This is a genomic window from Maribacter sp. BPC-D8 (assembly GCF_035207705.1).
Classification (GTDB): domain Bacteria; phylum Bacteroidota; class Bacteroidia; order Flavobacteriales; family Flavobacteriaceae; genus Maribacter.
On sequence record NZ_CP128187.1, the window covers coordinates 2150374 to 2175748 of the forward strand.

Annotated in this window: 6 protein-coding genes; all 6 read right to left on the reverse strand. The window is 40.1% G+C overall.

Features of this window, described 5'->3' with window-relative positions; all coding sequences use genetic code 11:
- Positions 1-351: 351 nt before the first annotated feature.
- Positions 352-2289, reverse strand: a complete 1938-nt coding sequence (locus QSV08_RS09585) for an OmpA family protein (protein WP_324028157.1) — start codon at positions 2287-2289, stop codon at positions 352-354.
- Between the two features lie 11 nt (positions 2290-2300).
- A complete protein-coding gene (locus tag QSV08_RS09590; RefSeq protein ID WP_324028155.1) occupies positions 2301-3233 on the reverse strand; it encodes a type IX secretion system membrane protein PorP/SprF in 933 nt (310 codons plus the stop codon).
- Between the two features lie 26 nt (positions 3234-3259).
- Positions 3260-16567, reverse strand: coding sequence for a gliding motility-associated C-terminal domain-containing protein (locus QSV08_RS09595; protein WP_324028158.1), 13308 nt, complete (start codon positions 16565-16567; stop codon positions 3260-3262).
- A gap of 730 nt (positions 16568-17297) precedes the next feature.
- Positions 17298-19235, reverse strand: a complete 1938-nt coding sequence (locus QSV08_RS09600; protein ID WP_324028159.1) for an OmpA family protein — start codon at positions 19233-19235, stop codon at positions 17298-17300.
- A gap of 11 nt (positions 19236-19246) precedes the next feature.
- A complete protein-coding gene (locus QSV08_RS09605) occupies positions 19247-20179 on the reverse strand; it encodes a type IX secretion system membrane protein PorP/SprF (RefSeq protein ID WP_324028160.1) in 933 nt (310 codons plus the stop codon).
- Between the two features lie 26 nt (positions 20180-20205).
- Positions 20206-25224, reverse strand: coding sequence for a gliding motility-associated C-terminal domain-containing protein (locus QSV08_RS09610; protein WP_324028161.1), 5019 nt, complete (start codon positions 25222-25224; stop codon positions 20206-20208).
- Positions 25225-25375 lie beyond the last annotated feature (151 nt).

Sequence of the window (25375 nt, forward strand, 5' to 3'; positions counted from 1 at the left end):
GTCCTTACACTACATTTAATGTTTTATTATCCCTAAATATAATATGAGAACCAACTGATAGTTCAACTATTGTTGTCTATCAAGAACAAAATGTTGTGAAATGACCATTTTTGTATATGAAAATTTATTAAAAAGATGCATTTCATCGATAAGACCTATAATTTCAACGGATTCAAGAACTTCTATTTTTGTAAGAATTTCATGTTTTTGTAGTCATAAATTAGATCCCATTTCATGTTCTCATTTAAGAAATCGGACGAAATACACTCGAGCTTTGTAGTCTTATTTTAAAACAAAAAAAGGGAAGGAGCTATGCTCCTTCCCTTTTCAATATGTCTTGATTTATGTTGGTTATTCTACCACAATAAACTCCGATCTTCTGTTCAGTTGATGGTTTTCTTTGCTACAAGGTACACCATTGCTACAGCCGTTTGTAAGTTCCGTTTCGCCATAACCTTCGTATGAGATTCTGTTGCTCGGGATGCCCGCTGCTATTAAGTAATCTGCTGTTGCCTTTGCCCTGTTCGCTGATAATCGCATGTTGTAACTATCGTTCGCCCGTGAATCGGTATGTGAGCGTACCTGTACGTTTACGTTCGGGTATTCGTTAAGGTATGCCAATACCTTGTTGATGCTGATCCTGGCATCTTCCCTAATGAAGTACTTATCAAAATCGAAGTAGATCGGTTCTATGTTCAGGTATTTCGCAAGGTCGGTACCTATCGGTGCCGATGGGTCTACCTGTGCCAGTACGATTTCTATGCCCATGGCATCTTCCGCCTTTACCGTCATGAAGGTCTTGTTGCCTTCCTCATAATCGGGCTTGGTCGCTACTACTTTATAACTGCCCTCTGCGCAATTACCTTCCATCTCGAACGCTCCGTTGGCATCGGTCTGTGAACTTGATACTACCTTGTTATCCTTGTCATATACCGTTACCGATGCATCTGTTAACAGTGCATTGGTTTTTTGATCCTTTACGATTCCCGTTATATTTGTATGGCAGGTGAAGTCGAGCGGGGTCATTTCTACAAAGCTGTAGATATCGTCGTTTCCTTGTCCTCCTTTTCGGTTCGATGCGAAAAAGCCTTTCTTGGTCTCTTCGTTGATGATGTACGAGAAGTCATCCTCTTCCCCGTTCAAAGGGCGTCCTACATTGAGCACTTCTCCCCTTTCGTTCTTCAGGTCGGTCGCGAAGACATCAAGTCCTCCTAGTCCCGGGTGTCCATCGGATGAAAAGTATAGAATATCGCTTTGGGTCACGAACGGAAAGGTCTCCCTTGCCTCGGTATTGATTCGTTCTCCCAAGTTCAGTGGTGTACTGAAGGTACCGTCCTTGTTGATATCTACCACGTAGATATCGGATTCCCCTTTCGTACCCGGCATATCGGAAGCGAAGTACAGCTTCGTCTCGTCATTGTTCAAGGTCGGGTGTGCTACCGAATAGCTGTCCCCGTTAAAGGGCAGTTCTTCGATATTTTTCCATTCGCCGTTTTCTTTGGTCGCCCTGTATATCTTAAGTCTACTGACTCCTTCTTCGTCCCTTTCGAACTTACCGTCATCGGAGTTGTTACGTGTAAAATACATCGTCTGTCCGTCCTTGGTAAATGCCGTCGAAGATTCGTGGGTCTTTTTGTTCAGCTTTTTCGATAGCTTGTCCACATCGGTAAAGTTACCTTGGTCGTCCTGTTCCGCTTTATATAGATTTAAAAAGGAACCATTGTTCCATTTATGGATGTTCTTCGTTAGCAGTCCGCTGTCTCTTGCCGTGGAGAACACCAGTCCTTTTTCATAGAACGAGGGTGCAAAGTCCGATACCTTCGAGTTCAGCCCGATGTTCTTCAGTTCGTACCTGCCCGAGCGTTCCTCGATCTGTTCCAGGTAATCTTGGTTCTCTCCAAAAGTGATGGCACGTTGATCGTTCGCCTTTGCACTCTTGAACTTGTTCATCCAAGTGTCGGATTCTGTATAGTTTTCTAAAGATTTTAGTGTCTGTGCGTAGCGGTACATATATTCCGGGTCGATATCCGCTCCTTCAAGTGCGAACAGTTTACCGTACCAGCTCGATGCCTCTTCGTAGTTCGCGTTCAAATAGTTCGCGTTGCCTAAATTCTTGTATACCTCTTCTTCGGTATACCCGTCCTTTACCAGTTGCTCGTACGATTGTATCGCAGAGGCATAGGCGTAGTTCGTGAATTTTGTATCCGCTTTTTTTATCTTCTTGTCCTGTGCGTTCGCCATCATAGCCATTACCGCCAAGCCACAAAAAATATATCCTGTTTTTTTCATGTCGTTTTTTATTAAAAGAATCTTGGGGTGATCACTCGTTTGTACTTGTTCAAAAATTCATATCTCAGCATAATCTCGAAAGAGCCGTCGTTGAACCTTGTAGCTCCAAGATCGGTCGTTTCCTTATCATATGCAAGACCCAACATGAACTGGTCGTTCAGCTGAAAACCGAACAGTGCGCTGAGTGCCGCGTCCCATCTGTACGCTGCTCCCAAAGAGAACTTGTCGTTGAACAAAAAGTTCGCACTAAGATCTATCTGTAATGGTGCTCCCTTTACCGCCTTTATTAGTGCAGCAGGTTTAAACTTTACGTTGTTCTTTAGATCGAACACGTAGCCCGTGATCAAATAGAAGTTCATACGCTCTTGTGCGATAAGGCTCGAACTGTTCGTATCCGAATTGTCGAAATGCTCGGTCTGTAAAAAGTTCGGTACCGATAGTCCTGCATAGAATTGATCCGTATGGTAATAGATTCCTGCTCCAAAATTAGGCGAGAATTTATTGTCGATATTCGGCAGGTTCGTCTCCGCACCGTAGTTACGTAGCTTCGTAAAGTCTACGTTGAACAGGTGTCCGCCGGCTTTTAGTCCGAAAGAAAGCTTCCCTTCATCTGAGGTCTTTACCGTGTAACTGAACGCGGCATCGATATAGGTATCTTGATTGGTACCATTACCGATCTCATCGTTCACCACCGATAGGCCAAGACCTACATGGTCGGATACCGGAGTGTGGAAGTTCAGTGTCTGCGTTGTCGGTGCGCCATCAAGCCCTACCCACTGCGAACGGTGCAGTGCGGCGATGCTCAACACTCCTCGGGAACCTGCGTACGCAGGGTTCACCGATATCGTATTGTACATGTACTGCGTGTACTGGGCGTCTTGCTGGGCATGGCCCATAAAGAGTCCCGCTACGGTAATTATAATGGTTAGAAAATATTTGTTCATCGTATCTTATTTTAAGGGGATTTTTTTTATCTGTTGATGTATAGGTAACCGGCTTTACTTAAGTTATCGCCATCATTATTATATTTAATGACATAGAAATAAACACCGACCGGTAGACTAGCGTCTGTTTGAATAGTTACCCTACCATTAGAAACTCCTTTAAAGGTGTTCGTAACATTATCGTAACCGTTCATCTCATACACTATGATACCCCATCTGTTATAAATCTGTACCGTATTGTTCGGGTAAGATTCAATATTATCTATTAAGAACTCATCATTGGTACCATCGTTATCTGGTGTTATGATTTCATTGATAACAGATATACCTGTTTCCACTAACTCTTCACCACAACCTGCCGCTAAAGTTGGCACACCGTTTAATGAGTCACAAGGATTCAATGGATCTGTACCATCTTCAATCTCTTGTCCGTCAAGAATGGTATCACCATCTGTATCCGCTACATCTGGATCAGTACCTATCGCTAATTCTTGAGAAGTGGTTAGACCATCTTCATCACAATCAGAGATCAAATAATCGCCACCTTGTTCAACGGTAATACTACCTTCATCATAATCGCAAGGATCTTCTGGGTTGGTATCATCGTCAAGCTCTTGCCCGTTAAGAACACCATCACCATCACAATCTGCAACAAGATAATCACCTGAGAAATCAAGCGTAACATTTTCTATTACGTAGTCACATGGGTCATTTTTATCTGTACCGTCTGCTTCTTCTTGCGTATCAAGAACACCGTCACCATCACTATCACCTATTTCTCTAAAGTTTACTTCTGGTGTAGTAGCATCGTCGTCATTATCAGTACCATCGGCACCTGTATCCAAATCATTGTTTACATCGTTACCAGGAGTTCTGTCAAAGCCGTCATCTAGACCATCATTATCAGAATCAACACCTGTAAAAGTACCTTCATCTGTTTCATCAATATCTAGCACACCATCATCTTCAGAATCAAGGTCTAAGTAATCTGGAGTTCCGTCACCGTCCGTATCTTCTGGAACCAATCCGCCTGGGTAATTTGTATCCAATCCGCTTGCATCAAAAGCATCGGCAGGAACAACATACGTTAAGGTAGGCTGCGCTTCTACGTTATCTGGAATACCATCATCATCTGCATCAATATCTAAGAAGTTAGCTTCACCTGTACCATCGGTATTTGGTGGAGTCGTTCCTTCTGAACTATCTGCTTGACCGTTACCGGTCGTATCTGCAAATCCAGTATCATTACTGTCGATAACACCATCATTATTGGTATCAAGTGCACCGTTACCTGCTTCCACTACATCTACGATACCATCATTATCGGCATCAATATCAAAGTGGTTAGGAATTCCGTCACCGTCAAAATCAAATGCTGGTTCCGTTGTTCCGTTTACATTACCAACTAATGGATCATTAGGATCATCATCAGAATGGTTTGGAACACCATCGTTATCATCATCTGCGCTTGGGTCGATTCCGTTAGCTTCATCTAAATCTGAGATGCCATCGTTATCGTCATCAAGGTCTATATAATCAGGAATACCATCTTGATCGAAATCTAGGATATCTCTAAAATCTACCTGAGTTAAATCAGCATCATCTTCGTTATCCGTACCATCGGCACCTGTATCCAGATCATTGTTTACATCGTTACCCGGTGTATCGTCATAAGCATCGTTTAGACCATCTCCGTCAGCATCTGCTAATGGATCTGTCATAGTACCTTGACCTGCTTCTAAAGCATCACTTACACCATCTTCATCTGAGTCAGTATCGATATAATCAGGAATACCATCCATATCGGTATCTTCTGGCTCAATTCCGCCTGGGTAATTGGTATCTAATCCGGTTGCATCAAAAGCATCTGCTGGTACGATATACGCATCAGTAGGTTGTGCTTCTACGTTATCTGGAATACCATCATCATCTGCATCGATATCTAAGAAGTTAGATTCACCTGTACCATCGGTATTTGGTGGAGTCGTTCCTTCTGAATCATCAGCCTGACCGTTATCATCAGTATCAGCGAAACCAGTATCAAGACCATCAATAACACCATCATTATTTGTATCAAGGTCACCGTTACCAGCTTCCACAACATCTACGATACCATCATTATCAGCATCGATATCAAAGTGATTTGGAATACCATCACCGTCAAAATCGAACGCTGGTTCTGTTGTTCCGTTTACATTACCTACTAATGGATCGTTAGGATCATCATCAGAATGGTTTGGAACACCATCGTTATCATCATCGCCACTTGGGTCGATTCCGTTAGCCTCATCTAAATCTGAGATACCATCGTTATCGTCATCAAGATCTACCGTATCTGGAATACCATCTTGATCGAAATCAAGGACATCTCTAAAGTCAACCTCAGCCATATCTGCATCATCTTCGTTATCTGTTGCAATTGCACCAGTATCCAAATCATTGTTTACATCAAGACCCGGAGTATCATCAAAAGCATCGTTAAGACCATCTGCATCAGCATCGGCTAAAGGATCCACGAGAGTACCTTGACCAGCTTCCAGCATATCTGAAATACCATCGTTATCAGAATCAGCATCCAAATAATCAGGAGTAAGATCTGTATCTGTATCCTCAGGTCTTAATCCGTTAGGGTAGTTTGTATCTACACCGTTAACATCAAAAGTATTTGCAGGAACAACATAACCAGTTGTTGGTTGTGCCTCTACGTTATCTGGAATACCATCGTCGTCGGCATCAATATCCAAGAAATCTGCATTACCTGTCGTATCAGTATTGATAGGCGTAGTCGTTTCTGAACTATCAGCCTGACCATCGTTATCATTATCTTCAAAACTTGTATCAAGACCATCAATAACACCATCATTATTCGTATCTAAAGCATCATTACCAGCTTCGTACACATCATAGATTCCGTCATTATCAGCATCAATATCAAAGTGATTTGGAATACCATCACCATCAAAATCGAACGCTGGTTCTGTTGTACCATTTACATCACCTACTAATGGATCGTTAGGATCATCATCTGAATGGTTTGGAACACCATCATTGTCATCATCGCCACTTGGGTCGATTCCGTTAGCTTCATCTAAATCTGAGATACCATCGTTATCGTCATCAAGATCTACCGTATCTGGAATACCATCTTGATCGAAATCAAGTACTGATCTAAAATCTACCTCAGCCACATCTGTATCATCTTCGTTATCTGTTGCAATTGCACCAGTATCTAAATCATTATTGACATCGTTACCTGGGGTGTCATCGAAAGCATCGTTTAATCCGTCATTATCTGCATCGGCTAAAGGATCTACAAGAGTTCCTTGTCCAGCTTCTAAGACATCACTAATACCATCGTTATCAGAATCATCGTCCAAATAATCAGGAGTTAAATCTGTATCTGTATCCTCAGGTCTTAATCCGTTAGGGTAGTTTGTATCTACACCGTTAACATCAAAAGTATTTGCAGGAACCACATAACCTGTTGTTGGTTGTGCCTCTACGTTATCTGGAATACCATCGTCGTCTGCATCAATATCTAAGAAATCTGCATTACCTGTCGTATCAGTATTGATAGGTGAAGTAGTTTCAGAGCTATCAGCCTGACCATCGTTGTCATTATCTTCAAAACCAGTGTCAATACCATCGATAACACCATCATTATTAGTGTCTAAAGCATCATTACCAGCTTCGTACACATCATAGATTCCGTCATTATCAGCATCAATATCGAAGTGATTTGGAATACCATCACCGTCAAAATCGAATGCTGGTTCAGTTGTACCATTTACATCACCTACTAATGGATCGTTAGGATCATCATCGGAATGGTTTGGAACACCATCGTTATCATCATCACCACTTGGGTCGATTCCGTTAGCCTCATCTAAATCTGAAATACCATCGTTATCATCATCCAAATCAACGATATCCATAATACCATCTTGGTCAAAATCTAATATTGATCTAAAATCAACCTCAGCAGTATCAACATCATCTACATTATCAGTTGCGATTGCACCTGTATCTAAATCATTATTGACATCGTTACCTGGAGTATCATCAAAAGCATCATTTAATCCGTCACCGTCGGCATCAGCCAATGGATCTGTCATAGTACCTTGACCTGCTTCTAGAACATCTGGAGTACCATCATCGTCAGAATCAGCATCCAAGTAATCAGGAGTAAGATCTGTATCTGTATCCTCAGGTCTTAATCCGTTAGGGTAGTTTGTATCTACACCATTGAAATCAAAAGCATTTGCAGGAACAACATAACCTGTTGTAGGTTGTGCCTCTACGTTATCTGGAATACCATCGTCATCTGCATCAATATCTAAGAAATCTGCATTACCTGTCGTATCAGTATTGATAGGTGAAGTAGTTTCAGAGCTATCAGCCTGACCATCGTTATCATTATCTTCAAAACCAATATCAATACCATCGATAACTCCATCATTATTAGTATCTAAAGCATCATTGCCAGCTTCATATACATCATAGATTCCGTCATTATCAGCATCAATATCGAAGTGATTTGGAATACCATCACCATCAAAATCGAATGTTGGCTCAACCGTTCCGTTTACATCACCCACAAGTGGATCAGTAGGAGCATCATCTAAATAATTTGGTACACCGTCATTATCATCATCGGCACTTGGATCAACTCCGTTGGACTCATCTAAATCAGAAATGCCATCATTGTCGTCATCCAAATCAACAATATCCATAATACCATCTTGGTCGCGATCTAATATAGATCTGAAATCAACCTCAGCGGTATCTAAATCATCTTCGTTGTCAGTTGCAATTGCGCCAGTATCTAAATCATTGTTTACATCTGTACCTGGTGTATCATCAAAAGCATCATTTAATCCGTCATTATCAGCATCAGCTAAAGGATCAGTCAATGTTCCTTGACCAGCTTCAATAATATCTGGCGTACCATCATTGTCAGAATCTGGATCCAAGTAATCAGGAATTAAATCATTATCCGTATCTGCAGGTGTAATTCCACCTGGATATTGAGTATCTAAACCTTCAGCGTCAAAAGCATCATCTGGAGCATCATAAGCTGCCGTAGTTTGTGCTTCTACATTATCTGGAATACCATCATCATCTGCATCAATATCTACGTAGTTTGCACCACCTGTAGTATCTGTATTTAATGGGGCTGTACCTTCTGTAGCATCAGCTTGACCATTATCATTTGCATCTAAGAATACATCATCAGTACTGTCAATAGCACCATCGTTATTGGTATCTAAAGGACCTGTTCCATTTTCAACTAGATCAAGAATACCATCATTATCAGCATCTATATCTAAGTGGTTAGGATTAGCATCACCATCAAAATTATCGATTGGTAAAGCGGTACCAGGACCATCTGTAGCTGCAGGAGTTGTATTATCATCTGTATCTACGATATCTGAAAGTCCGTCACCATCTGCATCATCAATAGTTCCTGTTCCAATAACACCATCGTTATCTGGGTCTGAACCACCGGCTTCTGTTACATCTGGAATACCATCATTATCAGAATCAGTATCTATTCTATCATCAAATCCGTCATCATCTGTATCAGGATTTTCTAAAGGCGTACCAGGAGTAGTTGCATCTGCAGGGTCAACAGTATCAGCCAAACCATCACGGTCTGTATCTGTAGCGAAAGTATCTATAACACCATCGTTGTCTGCATCTGGACCACCAGCTTCTGTTACATCTGGAATACCATCATTGTCTGAATCTAAATCTATTCTATCTTCAATACCGTCACCATCAGAATCTTCATCTGGTAAAGGAGTATCTGCAATTTCATCTGCAAGACCATCATTATTTATATCTGTCATAGAAGTTGGGTCACCCGCAATTGGGTAGTCTATATGACCATCACCATCTGTATCTGTACCACCAGCTTCTATAGAATCTGGAATACCATCATTATCAGAATCCAAGTCAATACTATCTGGAATACCATCACCGTCTGTATCAATACATAAAGAAGAAAATAAACCTACTCCCATTCCTGTTTTTCCACCAGGTAACTGAGAAATGTTAAAGGTAATTTGGGTAGTGTTTTTAGAAACAAAAAGGATAACAGGTGCATCAGCTATTGTAGTATTATTGGCTGCTACATTAATGTTTTTAGTACCTAATCCAGTTATTGTTGCAAAATTAATATTTTTACTATCTATAATTTCAAAAGCATTTCCGTTTGTACTTGTGGAGTAATTTTCTCCGCTAGCACTTGCTTCCGCATCAAAAAAGAAAACATCAATAGGTTTATCAAAATCGTATGTTAAGGTATAACTACCTCCAGAATTTACTCCTCTAAACCCATCATCATTAGGATTACTTTTAATATCTAAAAAAGTCCCAGCAGGTCTTACTGCAGAAGTATTTATAGATTCTATAGGATTACCGGAATGAGTTATAGTAGCTATTACTGTACCAAAAGGAGTAGTTAAACTTGAGGTAGTAGAGTTTCCATTTAAAGTTACTGTAGGTGTAAAAGAAAATATTTGTAGTAAATTAGCATAAGGTGTTACTGTTTTTCCAGAAGGGTTCACAGATGCGCATTCAACACTATCTAAGATTCCATCATTATCATCATCAATATCAACAGTATCCATAATACCATCGTTATCAGAATCTAATATCGATCTAAAATCAACCTCAGCAGTATCTAAATCATCTACATTATCTGTTGCAATTGCACCAGTATCTAAATCATTATTTACATCGTTACCAGGAGTATCATCAAAAGCATCATTCAAGCCATCATTATCAGCATCGGCTAAAGGATCTGTGATGGTATCTTGACCAGCTTCTCCAACATCATCAATACCATCATTATCAGAATCTGAATCTAAATAATCTGGAATTAAATCACCATCTGTACTTACAGGAGTTAAACCAACAGGATAGTTAGTATCTAATCCGTTAGCAGCTTCAGCATCTGCAGGAGCAATATACCCAGCAGTTGTTTGTGCTTCTACGTTATCTGGAATACCATCATCATCAGCATCGATATCTAAATAGTTTACACCACCTGTACCATCTGTATTTGGTATTGGAAGTGGAGATAAAGCCGTAGCATCATCCCAACCATCTGTTGTAGCGGTATCATCAAAACCATCTACTAGACCATCACCATTAACATCAAGACCACCAGCTTCTGTAGTATCTGTAATACCATCATTATCTGAATCTATATCTAAATGATTTGGAACACTATCACCATCAAAATTATCTATTGGTAATGGAGTACCTGTACCATCTGCTAAGTCAATTGTCGTATTATCATCTGGATCTACGATATCTGAAAGTCCGTCTCCGTCTACATCATCTATTGGACCAGTACCGATTCTACCATCGTTATCAGGATCAGAACCACCAGCTTCAATAACATCTGGAATACCATCGTTTTCAGAATCTAAATCTATTCTATCATCCAATCCGTCATTATCCGTATCTGGATTTGGAATTGGCGTACCAGGAGTAGCAGGACCCACTGAATCTACACTATCTGCAAGTCCGTCATTATCTGTATCGGTCATGAACGTATCAATGATACCATCACCGTCACCATCCATACCACCAGCTTCGATAGTATCTGTAATTCCGTCATTATCAGAATCTAAATCTAAACGGTCTACAATACCGTCGTTATCAGAATCTTCATCTGGTAAAGGGGTAGTATCCACGCTATCGGCAACACCGTTACCATCAGCATCAACAAAACCATCTACAGCACCGTCACCATCAATATCTTCGCCACCGGCTTCTAAAGTATCTGTGATACCATCGTTGTCAGCATCTAAATCTAAGTAATCTGGATTACCATCACCATCAGTATCAATTGGATCAATACCATCTGTATCTGAACCTACTGCAGGAATACCTGTTAATGGATCAATAGCACCAGGAGCAATAAAGCCACTTGTAGTCTGTGCTTCGACCGTATCTAAAATACCATCATTATCACTATCTAAATCGTAAGCATTTAGTATACCGTCGCCATCAAAATCTCCACTATCATCAGTAGTACCATCTCCATCTGTATCAAAAACATTTGAAGTTGAGTTTACTTGTACACAACCATTTTGAGGAGTACAAGGTGCACTACCTTCCGGTCCGTCTGTAGTATCATTATCAACTACATCTGCAAGACCATCTTTATCTATATCTGTAATAATATCTATAACACCATCGCCATCTGCATCTATATTACCAGAACCTGCCTCAACAATATCAGTAATACCATCATTGTCAGAATCTAGATCTAATTGATTTGGAATACCATCGCCATCTGTATCAAAATTGATACATATACCATTAGCATTTAATCCGCCACAAGTAGGGAAATCTGTGTCATAGTAGTTCGGAGTACCATCACCATCTAAATCATCATCTGGATCAGGTAAGCCCATTGTTGCACAATCCCATCCGTTAACACCATCAAAGGTTGCTGCACAGAAATCTGGATCTTCGTAATCTAAAGTACCGTCACCATCTGCATCGCCATTATAAACTTCAATAACATCTGGTATACCATCATTATCATCATCTAAATCTAATGGCGCACCCGAAGCTACAGAAACAGGAATTAAGATAGCCTCGCACTGACAGTTGGTACTTGAAGGTAAAAACTCTACTATAAAATTAGTACCTGTACAAGCGGCACCGGCAGTAGTGAATATTATTTCATCTGTAATTGTAGACGAATTAGGAATAGCATCGGCTATGGTACCTGTTGCGATAGCAGCACCATCAATATCACCATTAACATCTGCACAGTATACGCTATACGCATAACCAGCATCTGCATCTACAAGAGCTGTATTTTCAATATCTAGAGATAAATGATATTCATAATTATTACCAGTATCTACAGAAAAGAAACTTTCATTTGCCGTTCCAACTAAAATTGGCTTTTCTAAAGGCATTACCTCATAAGAAGAACCTGTAGCTACTTGGAAATCTGCACAACTAGTTGTGGAACAGGTTATCCCAGTAACTGTAACATAGTTTACAATTTGAACTTCTGCCGAATCATCACAAATACCTTCGTTGGTAGTTATAAAATCAAAGTCAAAAGTTATAGTAGACCCTGCAGTAACACCAGCTGGATAGTTTAATATAAGCTCTTCGTGGTCTCCCACAGTAGCTATACTATTAAACGTTGCTCCGTCTGCACTAGCAAAAGAAGAAGGTACATATGTTATACCCGATCTTAAAGTTACCTTACCAAAATCAGAACCTCCTGTGGTACCGCCAGTAATTGTAGTAACTACATTGATGTTATCTGTAACACCACACCCTTGAATTGGCGCACCAAAACCTGGTAGATTTATAGTACTTAGGGCATTGTAAGGAGCCACAGCACCATTTGCCTGAATAGGATTAGAAACTATTCTAGAACCATTACCAGCAGCAATATCGCCACACGGCTCTTCACCGTATACCTTAAAGGTAAATTCAGAATTGGAAATAAAATCACACTCCAATTGAATTTGAAGATCAACATGTGCCGTTCTTTCATTGATAGAGTTCACAGCAGGATTACCAGCAATACCCTTTAAAGCAAGAATAGCCGTATGTTCCAATAAATTTACTTTAGCTATACCATTTTCTATGGTTACAGTTACTGCCTGAGTATCAGCAGACCCTTTAGGATAAGTAACATTTGTATTTACTATAGTAATACCACCAGCTCCACCAGGAATGGCAAACTGTAAAGACGGATTTATTAAATCTCCCAATTGGGCACTAATAACATCAACTCCAATATCAAACGGAGTACATAAATCTTGTGCTGTACTTGGTTGATCAGTAATACCTACCTGTACTTGCGAACCTTTTGGCTCTAATGTTATAGAAGTAGAATTCTGATAACAAGTTGCTCCCACTCCCTGAAAATCTGAAGTATCTATACTTGCATCTGGATAGCCAGGGTAACCTGAACAATCCCACCCATGCTCTACAAGAACTGTTAAATCTTGACAATCATCAAAATCTGCTTTAAATCGTATAGATTTTGTAGCACCTGAAGCAACAGAACCTGCTTCAATCCATGTTTTATCTCCGGATTGGTAAAAATTAACTGGAGTTTCTACACCACCGGATACACTAAATGCACTAGTAATATTTATACCAACTGGTGCAGTAACTTGCAACCAGTTAAAATCTACAGCTTCTGGACTGGTGTTACTTATATTCGTATCAAAATCTACCGTATAGGCATCACCATTAATAGTTGGTAGCGGTGATTGAATTTGAAACGTAGGCTGTATATAACTGAATGTATTCTTATAACTATAACTTGCTGGCACTGGCGTTGCATACGCAAAATCATCGTAATTAACCGTAAAATCATACTGCGCTGACGCAGGTGACTCACAAGTACCCATAAACTGAACATATAACCGTGGTATTATTGTGCTACTTTGATCTCGGTTTATAAAACCAGGACCTGGTGTAATGGTTATTTGACCACCACTTTCTGTTGCAATAAAATGACCGCTAGTAGTAGAATATGCTCCTTGAAATTGGATCGATGTAACAATACCAGTAAATCTAGCCCCTTCAGGAATATCTACTACCGTAGATTTCCATAACGTCAAAGGTCTATATTCATCAGTATGCATATCGCCAGGCGCCATATTTTTGACCATATTATATATGACTCCAGTTGTAGGTGTACAGCCATTAGTAGCATGCGCTAGGTTACCTCCATAAATTCTAGGTCTAGAATAATATGCTCGATCTCCCCAAGTATCGCACCCTACTCTATTGGGTGGTGTATTGGCAGGGTAATCTGTAAAGGCAAAGAACTCTCCTCTTAAATTGGTAAGTTCAAAATAGGCTATGTCTTGAAAAGTTTTACTAAACTCAAAAGTCAATTCAACTTCAACGATATCTTTATTAGTAGCATCGCCTTCATATAAATAAGCAGCACTTATTACATCTCTTTCATCGCTTAAATCAAAACTTAGCATATGTTCAGTAGAACCATTAGTGGTTAAAACTGGGGCCGTAGTAATTTCACGCGAAGCAGAAGTACCTGCACTATTATCGTTGATGGTTACTTTTGTATCGATCAATGTAATAATTCCTGCACCACCTGCTGCTGCAGTAGCTGTATCATAAGTTAAATCAAAATAAAGGTTATCTAACGAAATACTATTTATAGAGGCCGTAGTGGTAATCTTCATTTGATCACCAGCTAAATATTTCCTGATACCATCTGTATTATCATCTAAAACAACTTTAGTGGTCATGGTATTATCTGTCCAACCAGCGGTAAGTCTTCTAGCGGTAAAGCTTTCAATTGCAGGACCAACACAACCACCTGGGCAATGTGTGTATATATTTACCGTACCACAATGTATATCTTGTGTCCAACAAACACCAGCAGCACTTGTTGCCGTATAGTTTGTTTTGTAAGGTATTGCCTGATTACCATTTGGACCACATGTAAAGGTCATTGGAAAATCTACCCATTCTTTATTCTGTCCATATTTTAAGTTGGTTGTTGAGTAGGTAACTTCATTACCACTCTGTGTAAAACCTGCTGGAATTGGTGTTTGCAAAGCCATACCTGTTGGTACAGTAAGTGTAACACTCCAAACCGAGGAAGCATCATTAGATACCATAGAAACACCATCGATTGTAGGTGTACCAGCTCCTGCAGCATAAAAAGCGGGTGCTATACTAACTACAAAATCTTCATTGTTTACAATATCTGTAGGGGCTTCTACTTCCGTTACAGCACCGTAATCTCTAGCTATGTTAAAGTACCCGATATCTACACGTTCTGGAATACGATCGCTCTTACATTGATCTTTAAAATACGTATCAATATAAGTATGCTCCCAAGCCATGTAATCAAATCTGGCTACACCACAATTATCTTTAGGGGTAATGGTAAAATCAAAAGAAACCTCTGTAGCTTCCCCTGGTGGTAAATCATCATAAAAACCATCATTATCCAAATCATCAAAGCCACCTGGTCCATCAGGATCAGAAGAGAAAAAGTTTGGTGGTATAGAAACTGAATTACCACCACCTCTTGTTGCATATACTGTACTTGGTCTATCTTGAGGTGTAAAAGAAACACCCGAAGCAAACCTAAAATTAGAAACATCTCTAGTACCATAGAAATCAAAATCCCATAGAGGATTTACAGCAGCAGTAGTAACTGGTGATGAATTATGTCCACTACCAATATTAACACCTAAATCTAAGGCCATTGAGCCAACAGCGGTATTTGTATTTTCTATTCTAATCGTATAGGTAACTGCACCACATAAATCTGGTGTAGTAGATCCTACTTTTGAAATGGCAATTTCTGGTACATTAGCACCAAAATTTAAAGAACCTGTTTGTGGTTCTGCTGCTTGGCAAGTTTCGCCAGGGTTACAGCCCCAATAGGTATTGTGTACAATAGCGGTATCTAAACAGTCATCTACCCTAAAGGCTTCTTGAAAAACAATTACTTCCCCATTATCAAAGCAATTATCATTATTACCAACAGCCCCTGCAAAAGGAGCTACATTTAAATCTATGTTATATGTCAAAACCTGACCTGTTGTTGTAACAGGAGTTAAAAGTGTACCATTATATGATAGTGTGTAAATATCATCTACATCTTCACCTAAATCAACATAATAGGTAAAAGTCTCCGTACAACCATTACCACCTTGTGCCAATGTAATATCTCTAATATACGATTCGCCAACGTTTGCATCAACAGTTGGTATGGCAGAAATATTTAAAGAAGCGGCCAATAACGGATAAGAAGCTATAGTTACTTCCGTATCAGAATCGGAGTTGGCTCCACCGGCATCTTGAAAATTAATAGTATGTGCATCTTTGAATAACCCACCTGAGTTAGAATGCGCCACCGCATCACAATTTGCACTACGTTCAAAAGTAAAAGTTACTTCATCACCAACAGCCCAATTTGCATCACTAGGACGCAAAACAGTAAAAATTGGGTCAGAGGGTGTTCCCCCTTCTCCAATCGAATATTGACTAGTGTTTATTGGATTGCCAAATGAATCTGTTTGCGAAGTTATACTTGCTGTCCCTGACACATATTCCACACCAGGCGGAAGATCAAAAGTGATACTAAAGTCATGACAAGAAGCATTCTGACCTCTTATAAGGACTTCTTCAAGAGAATTGTTGACACCTCCACAGGTAGCCAAATTTTGAGGTGTTAATAGAACCGTATATCGGTTACTATCGATTTGTGCTATACTAGTAGCAGAGTAAAATAGTATAAAGAATACTACTAAAAAATTAAGTTTCAATGAAAACTTCATAATGGGGGTTAGTGTTTACGCTTTTCAGGACTACCTTTAAAGTAAGTGCAGGACTACAAAACATTTGTTATAACCACAAAGTTAATTGAAGACTAAACTATGATATATTTTTTGTTGTGAAATGAAGATAGTTGTATGAGAATAGTCGATTTCTGTATGTTAAAAATCCGAAAAATGAAGCTTTTTATCGATGAAGTAAGCTATAGCCGTCATTTCAAGAGTATGTTTTAACTAGGGAAAACCATATAAAATGAGGTTTTTAAGCTAAACCCAATAATTACGGGTCATACAAGGCTAAATATTTAAATTCTAATTTTACCCAAATCTTTGTTAACAAGTGTAAAAATCAGGCGGAGCTTAAATTGGTCAACCAAAATATTCCTACAAAATAAATCATAATAATATCATAAAATTATAGTTTTCAAAAACTCTCTTCTTACAGGTAATTAAATAAACAAAACCTTTTCATTACCATATTTCGTTGTTCATTTATAAAGACCTTTATTAATAATAATTCAGGCTCTATTTTTTAAGGATGAATAATCCCTATTTCCTTTCTTGCCAAATATTGCAGACCTTTATATATCGCAACTGAAATATAATTGGTATGAACACAGCAGAAGATAAACTAAAAGAACTTTCTTGTCTTTATGTATTATAATATGTAGTCAACAAAAAAAGGGAAGGAGCTATGCTCCTTCCCTTTTCAATATGTCTTGGTCTATGTTGGTTATTCTACCACAATAAACTCTGATCTTCTGTTCAGTTGATGGTTTTCTTTGCTACATGGAACGTTGTTGCTACAGCCGTTGGTAAGCTCCGTTTCACCATAACCTTCGTATGAGATTCTGTTGCTCGGGATTCCCGCTGCTATTAGGTAATCGGCTGTTGCCTTTGCCCTGTTCGCCGATAAGCGCATGTTGTAACTATCGTTCGCCCTTGAATCGGTATGCGAACGTACCTGTACGTTTACATTCGGGTATTCGTTCAAATATGCCAATACCTTGTTGATACTTATCCTTGCATCTTCTCTGATGAAGTACTTGTCGAAATCAAAGTAGATCGGTTCTATATTCAGGTATTTCGCAAGGTCGGTGCCTACCGGTGCAGATGGGTCTACCTGTGCAAGTACGATCTCTATGCCCATGGCATCTTCCGCCTTTACCGTCATGAAGGTCTTGTTGCCTTCTTCATAGTCGGTCTTGGTCGCTACTACCTTGTAACTTCCTTCTGCACAATTGCCTTCCATCTCGAAAGCTCCCTTATCGTCCGTGGTCGAACTAGAGACCACTTTGTTATCCTTGTCGTATACCGTTACCGATGCATCTGTTAACAGTGCATTGGTTTTTTGATCCTTTACGATTCCTGCTATATTTGTATGGCAGGTGAAGTCCAATGGCGTCATTTCTACAAAGCTGTAGATATCGTCGTTTCCCTGTCCTCCTTTTCGGTTCGATGCAAAAAAGCCTTTCTTGGTCTCTTCGTTGATGATGTACGAGAAGTCGTCTTCCTCTCCGTTCAAGGGGCGTCCTACATTGAGTACTTCTCCCCTTTCGTTCTTCAGGTCGGTCGCGAAGACATCAAGTCCTCCTAATCCAGGGTGACCATCGGATGAAAAGTATAATATATCGGAATCCGTTACGAACGGAAAGGTCTCCCTTGCCTCGGTATTGATCCGCTCTCCCAGGTTCAGTGGTGTACTGAAAGTACCGTCCTTGTTGATATCTACCACGTAGATATCGGACTCCCCTTTCGTACCTGGCATATCGGAAGCGAAGTACAGCTTCGTCTCGTCATTGTTCAAGGTCGGGTGCGCCACCGAATAGCTGTCCCCGTTAAAGGGCAGTTCTTCGATATTTTTCCATTCGCCGTTTTCTTTGGTCGCCCTGTATATTTTTAGTCTGCTTACGCCTTCTTCGTCCCTTTCGAACTTACCGTCATCGGAGTTGTTACGTGTAAAGTACATCGTCTGTCCGTCCTTGGTAAATGCCGTTGACGATTCGTGGGTCTTTTTGTTCAGCTTTTTCGATAGCTTGTCTACATTGGTAAAGTTACCTTGGTCGTCCTGTTCCGCTTTATATAGGTTCAAAAAGGAACCGTTGTTCCATCTATGGATGTTCTTCGTTAGCAGTCCGCTGTCCCTTGCCGTGGAGAAGACCAGTCCGTCTTCATAGAACGAGGGTGCAAAATCCGATACCTTCGAGTTAAGCCCGATGTTCTTTAGTTCGTACCTGCCCGAACGTTCCTCGATCTGTTCCAGATAATCCTGGTTCTCTCCAAAAGTGATGGCGCGTTGATCGTTCGCCTTTGCACTTTTGAACTTGTTCATCCAAGTGTCCGATTCTGTATAGTTTTCAAGTGACTTCAATGTCTGTGCATAACGGTACATATATTCCGGATCGATATCCGCTCCTTCAAGTGCGAACAGTTTGCCGTACCAGCTCGATGCCTCTTCGTAGTTTGCATTTAAATAGTTCGCGTTGCCTAAATTCTTGTATACCTCTTCTTCGGTATACCCGTCCTTTACCAGTTGCTCGTACGATTGTATCGCAGAGGCATAAGCATAGTTCGTGAATTTTGTATCCGCTTTTTTTATCTTCTTGTCCTGTGCGTTCGCCATCATAGCCATTACCGCCAAGCCACAAAAAATATATCCTGTTTTTTTCATGTCGTTTTTTATTAAAAGAATCTTGGGGTGATCACTCGTTTGTACTTGTTCAAAAATTCATATCTCAGCATAATCTCGAAAGAACCGTCGTTGAACCTTGTAGCTCCCAGATCGGTCGTTTCCTTATCATATGCAAGACCCAACATGAACTGATCGTTCAGCTGAAAACCGAACAGTGCGCTGAGTGCCGCGTCCCATCTGTACGCTGCTCCCAAAGAGAACTTGTCGTTGAACAAAAAGTTCGCACTAAGATCTATCTGTAATGGTGCTCCCTTTACCGCCTTTATTAGTGCAGCAGGTTTAAACTTTACGTTGTTCTTTAGATCGAACACGTAGCCCGTGATCAAATAGAAGTTCATACGCTCTTGTGCGATAAGGCTCGAACTGTTCGTATCCGAATTGTCGAAATGCTCGGTCTGTAAAAAGTTCGGTACCGATAGTCCTGCATAGAATTGATCCGTATGGTAATAGATTCCTGCTCCAAAATTAGGCGAGAATTTATTGTCGATATTCGGCAGGTTCGTCTCCGCACCGTAGTTACGTAGCTTCGTAAAGTCTACGTTGAACAGGTGTCCGCCCGCTTTTAGTCCGAAGGAAAGTTTCCCTTCCTCAGAGGTATTTACCGTGTAACTGAACGCCGCGTCTATATACGTATCCTGGTTCGTACCGTTACCGATCTCATCGTTCACCACCGATAGGCCCAGACCTACATGGTCGGATACCGGAGTGTGGAAGTTCAGTGTCTGCGTAGTCGGTGCGCCATCAAGGCCCACCCATTGCGAACGGTGCAGTGCCGTTATGCTCAACACTCCTCGGGAACCTGCGTACGCAGGGTTCACCGATATCGTATTGTACATGTACTGCGTGTACTGCGCATCTTGCTGGGCATGGCCCATAAAGAGTCCCGCTACGGTAATTATAATGGTTAGAAAATATTTATTCATCGTATCTTATTTTTAAGGGAATTTTTTTATCTGTTGATGTATAGGTAACCGGCTTTATCTAAATTATCTCCGTCACTCGCATATTTAATTACATAGAAATAAACACCTACTGGCAGCTCCGAATCTGTTGAAATAGTTACCCTACCATTGGAAACACCTTGGAAGGTATTTGTAACATTGTCATAACCTGACATTTCATATACAACTACTCCCCAACGGTTGTAAATCTGAACTGTATTGTTCGGGAAGGACTCGATATTTTCTATTCTAAAGAAATCATTGATTCCATCATTATCAGGGGTGATTACTTCGTTGAAAACTGAAATACCTGTCTCTACAACTTCTGCATTACAACCTGCATCTAAACTTGGAACACCGCCTATAGAATCACATGAATCTAACGGATCTGTACCATCCTCAACTTCTTGACCATCCAAAATAGTATCTCCATCGGTATCCGCATTGTTAGCATCTGTACCTATGGCATCTTCTTCAGATAAAGTTAATCCATCTTCATCACAATCGGAGATCAAATAATCACCACCTTGTTCAACGGTAATACTGCCTTCATCAAAATCACAAGGGTCTCCAGGGCTGGTTCCATCTTCAAGTTCTTGCCCGTTGATTACACCGTCACCATCACAATCCGCAACAAGATAATCTCCTGAAAAATCTATTGTAACATTATCAATTACATAATCACATGGATTATTAGGATCTGTACCATCAGCTTCTTCTTGTGTATCAAGAACACCATCACCATCACTATCACCTGTTTCTCTAAAGTCTACTTCTGGTGTTGTAGCATCGTCGTCATTATCCGTACCATCGGCACCAGTATCCAAATCGTTATTTACATCGTTACCAGGGGTATCATCAAAGGCATCATTTAATCCGTCATTATCTGCATCGGCTAAAGGATCTACAATAGTTCCTTGTCCAGCTTCTAAGACATCAGAAATACCATCGTTATCAGAATCATCGTCCAAATAATCAGGAGTTAAATCTGTATCTGTATCCTCAGGTCTTAATCCGTTAGGGTAGTTTGTATCTACACCATTAGAAGAAACAGCATCTGCAGGAGCAACATAACCTGTTGTAGGTTGTGCTTCGACATTATCTGGAATACCATCATCATCGGCATCGATATCTAAATAATCAGCATTACCTGCACCATCTGTATTTGGTGAGGTCGTTCCTTCTGAACTGTCTGCTTGACCGTTATTGTTTGCATCTGCAAACCCAGTATCGTTACTGTCGATAACACCATCATTGTTGGTATCTAAAGCATCGTTACCAGCTTCGTACACATCAAAAATGCCATCATTGTCTCCATCTAAATCAAAGTGATTTGGGATACCGTCACCGTCAAAATCAAAAGCCGGTTCAGTTGTTCCGTTTACATCCCCAATCAATGGATCGTTAGAATCATCATCGGAATGGTTTGGAACACCATCGTTGTCATCATCTGCACTTGGGTCGATTCCATTGGCTTCATCTAAATCTGAGATACCATCGTTATCGTCATCAAGGTCAACCGTATCTGGAATACCATCACCATCATTATCTAGAAAATCTCTAAAATCAACTTCGTTCAAATCAGCATCATCCTCGTTATCCGTTGCAATTGCTCCAGTATCTAAATCATTGTTTACATCTAAACCTGGTGTATCATCAAAGGCATCGTTCAAGCCATCTGCATCAGCATCAGCTAAAGGATCTATGATTGTTCCTTGACCAGCTTCTTCTACATCTGGAGCACCGTCATTATCAGAATCTGCATCCAAGTAATCAGGTACTAAATCGCCATCAGTATCTTCTGGAGTCAAACCAACAGGATAATTGGTATCTAATCCGGTTGCATCAAAAGCATCTGCTGGTACGATATACGCATCAGTAGGTTGTGCTTCTACGTTATCTGGAATACCATCGTCATCTGCATCGATATCTAAGAAGTTAGCTTCACCTGTACCATCGGTATTTGGTGGAGTCGTTCCTTCTGAACTATCTGCTTGACCGTTATCATCAGTATCTGCAAATCCAGTATCAAGACCATCAATAACACCATCATTATTTGTATCAAGGTCACCGTTACCAGCTTCCACAACATCTACGATACCATCATTATCAGCATCGATATCAAAGTGATTTGGAATACCATCACCATCAAAATCAAACGCCGGCTCTGTTGTTCCGTTTACATTACCTACTAATGGATCGTTAGGATCATCATCAGAATGGTTTGGAACACCATCGTTATCATCATCGCCACTTGGGTCGATTCCGTTAGCCTCATCTAAATCTGAGATGCCATCGTTATCGTCATCAAGATCTACCGTATCTGGAATACCATCTTGATCGAAATCAAGGACATCTCTAAAGTCAACCTCAGCCATATCTGCATCATCTTCGTTATCTGTTGCAATTGCACCAGTATCCAAATCATTATTGACATCGTTACCTGGGGTATCATCAAAGACATCGTTAAGTCCATCTGCATCAGCATCGGCTAAAGGATCCACGAGAGTACCTTGACCAGCTTCCAGCATATCTGAAATACCATCGTTATCAGAATCAGCATCCAAATAATCAGGAGTAAGATCTGTATCTGTATCCTCAGGTCTTAATCCGTTAGGGTAGTTTGTATCTACACCGTTAACATCAAAAGTATTTGCAGGAACAATATACCCAGCAGTTGTTTGTGCTTCTACATTATCAGGAATACCATCATCATCGGCATCGATATCTAAGAAATCTGCATTACCTGTAGTATCTGTATTGATAGGTGAAGTAGTTTCTGAACTATCAGCTTGACCATCGTTATCATTATCTTCAAAACCAGTATCAAGACCATCAATAACACCATCATTATTCGTATCTAAAGCATCATTACCAGCTTCGTACACATCATAGATTCCGTCATTATCAGCATCAATATCAAAGTGATTTGGAATACCATCACCATCAAAATCAAACGCTGGTTCTGTTGTACCATTTACATCACCTACTAATGGATCGTTAGGATCATCATCTGAATGGTTTGGAACACCATCATTGTCATCATCGCCACTTGGGTCGATTCCGTTAGCTTCATCTAAATCTGAGATACCATCGTTATCGTCATCAAGATCTACCGTATCTGGAATACCATCTTGATCGAAATCAAGTACTGATCTAAAATCTACCTCAGCCACATCTGTATCATCTTCGTTATCTGTTGCAATTGCACCAGTATCTAAATCATTATTGACATCGTTACCTGGGGTGTCATCGAAAGCATCGTTTAATCCGTCATTATCCGCATCGGCTAAAGGATCTACAAGAGTTCCTTGTCCAGCTTCTAAGACATCACTAATACCATCGTTATCAGAATCGTCGTCCAAATAATCAGGAGTTAAATCTGTATCTGTATCCTCAGGTCTTAATCCGTTAGGGTAGTTTGTATCTACACCGTTAACATCAAAAGTATTTGCAGGAACCACATAACCAGTTGTTGGTTGTGCCTCTACGTTATCTGGAATACCATCGTCGTCTGCATCAATATCCAAGAAATCTGCATTACCTGCACCATCTGTATTTGGTGGAGTCGTTCCTTCAGAACTATCTGCTTGACCGTTATTGTTTGCATCTGCAAACCCAGTATCGTTACTGTCAATTACACCATCATTATTAGTATCTAAAGCATCATTACCCGCTTCGTACACATCATAGATTCCGTCATTATCAGCATCGATATCAAAGTGATTTGGAATACCATCACCATCAAAATCAAATGCTGGTTCTGTTGTTCCGTTTACATTACCTACTAATGGATCGTTAGGATCATCATCAGAATGGTTTGGAACACCATCATTATCATCATCGCCACTTGGGTCGATTCCGTTAGCCTCATCTAAATCTGAAATACCATCGTTGTCGTCATCTAAATCTATAGTATCAATTACCAAATCTCCATCACTGTCGAGTGGAGGTTCAAAGCCAGTTGCGGTAACTATAGCACCTAAACCACCGTAAATATCTGCCCCTGTAGTTGTTGTTTGCGGAAAAGTTGTTGGATCTAATAAATCATGCAGACCACTATCTACGTCATCGCCAAAGAATGAAATACCGTAAAATGTTTGACCGGCACCGATACCCAAGTCGGCAAAGGTAATTATAGTAATTCCGGTTCGTTCATCGGCACCACCAACAAAGATTGGTTCATTATCGCTATTGGTATCTTCTAAAAATGAACTTTGTCTAACAGGGTTGAAGGTATCGTCAGTAGGTTCACCGTAAGAGGAGGGTTGTTGAATAGTGACCAAACTACCATATGAGGTAGGCACCCCAGCCGCATCAATACTTAGTATCGCAGCTGCTTTATAGGTGTTATTCCCATTTTTTTCAGAAGCTAAAAATCCATTTAAGGACAGATCAGCGGCGTCATTTATAGTTAAATCAGGAAAGACAACATCAATACGCTCAATATTCTGTGGTCCTTCATCACCTGTATTAGTTCCTCTATTTCTAAATACATCAAGCGCACCTCTATTTATCACCAGTGACCTTAGAATTTCTTCCAAATCAATATTGCCTGGTGTACCGGGCAAACTAGCTTCAAATTCAAAATTTGAAGCCCCTGTTCTCTCAAAGAATACACTGGCCTTGCTACCGACAACACTAACAGCCTCGGTATTAGAGGCAATATCAACACGATTAAAAACATAAAATTGACTTGAAAATGGTATGGTAAAAGTGCTACCTAGATATTGAACCGTTTCAATTTCAATGTTATCTCCTTGACCAAAACTGTAAATATCAGTACCTATAGTATAGGTATCTTGATCAGTTGCCGGTGTTGAACTGATAGTCCAACTATCAACGGGGTTTTGACCCCAAGCAAGTTGCGTACTTTGGAAAACAAGTACTACAAAAAGTACCCAATTAAAATAGGGCTTAAGATTTGTCATAGAATTATGGTTTAAATTAAATACCCAACCTAAGTTTAGCCTTAGACTAAGGAAAGCAATGGGTTTTTCTTTTAAGAATTTTGATAAATTCTTCATTGTTCGCATTTTTTTAATTATCCAATTTTACCCGTTTCGTTATAAGGTAAAATCTTTTAATACTCTAATTAAATAGTGACTTACCGGAGGTTAAACTCCAGAAGTTTATTTGATTTTATGTTTTAGGACTATCCAAAGAACTTTTAATTAG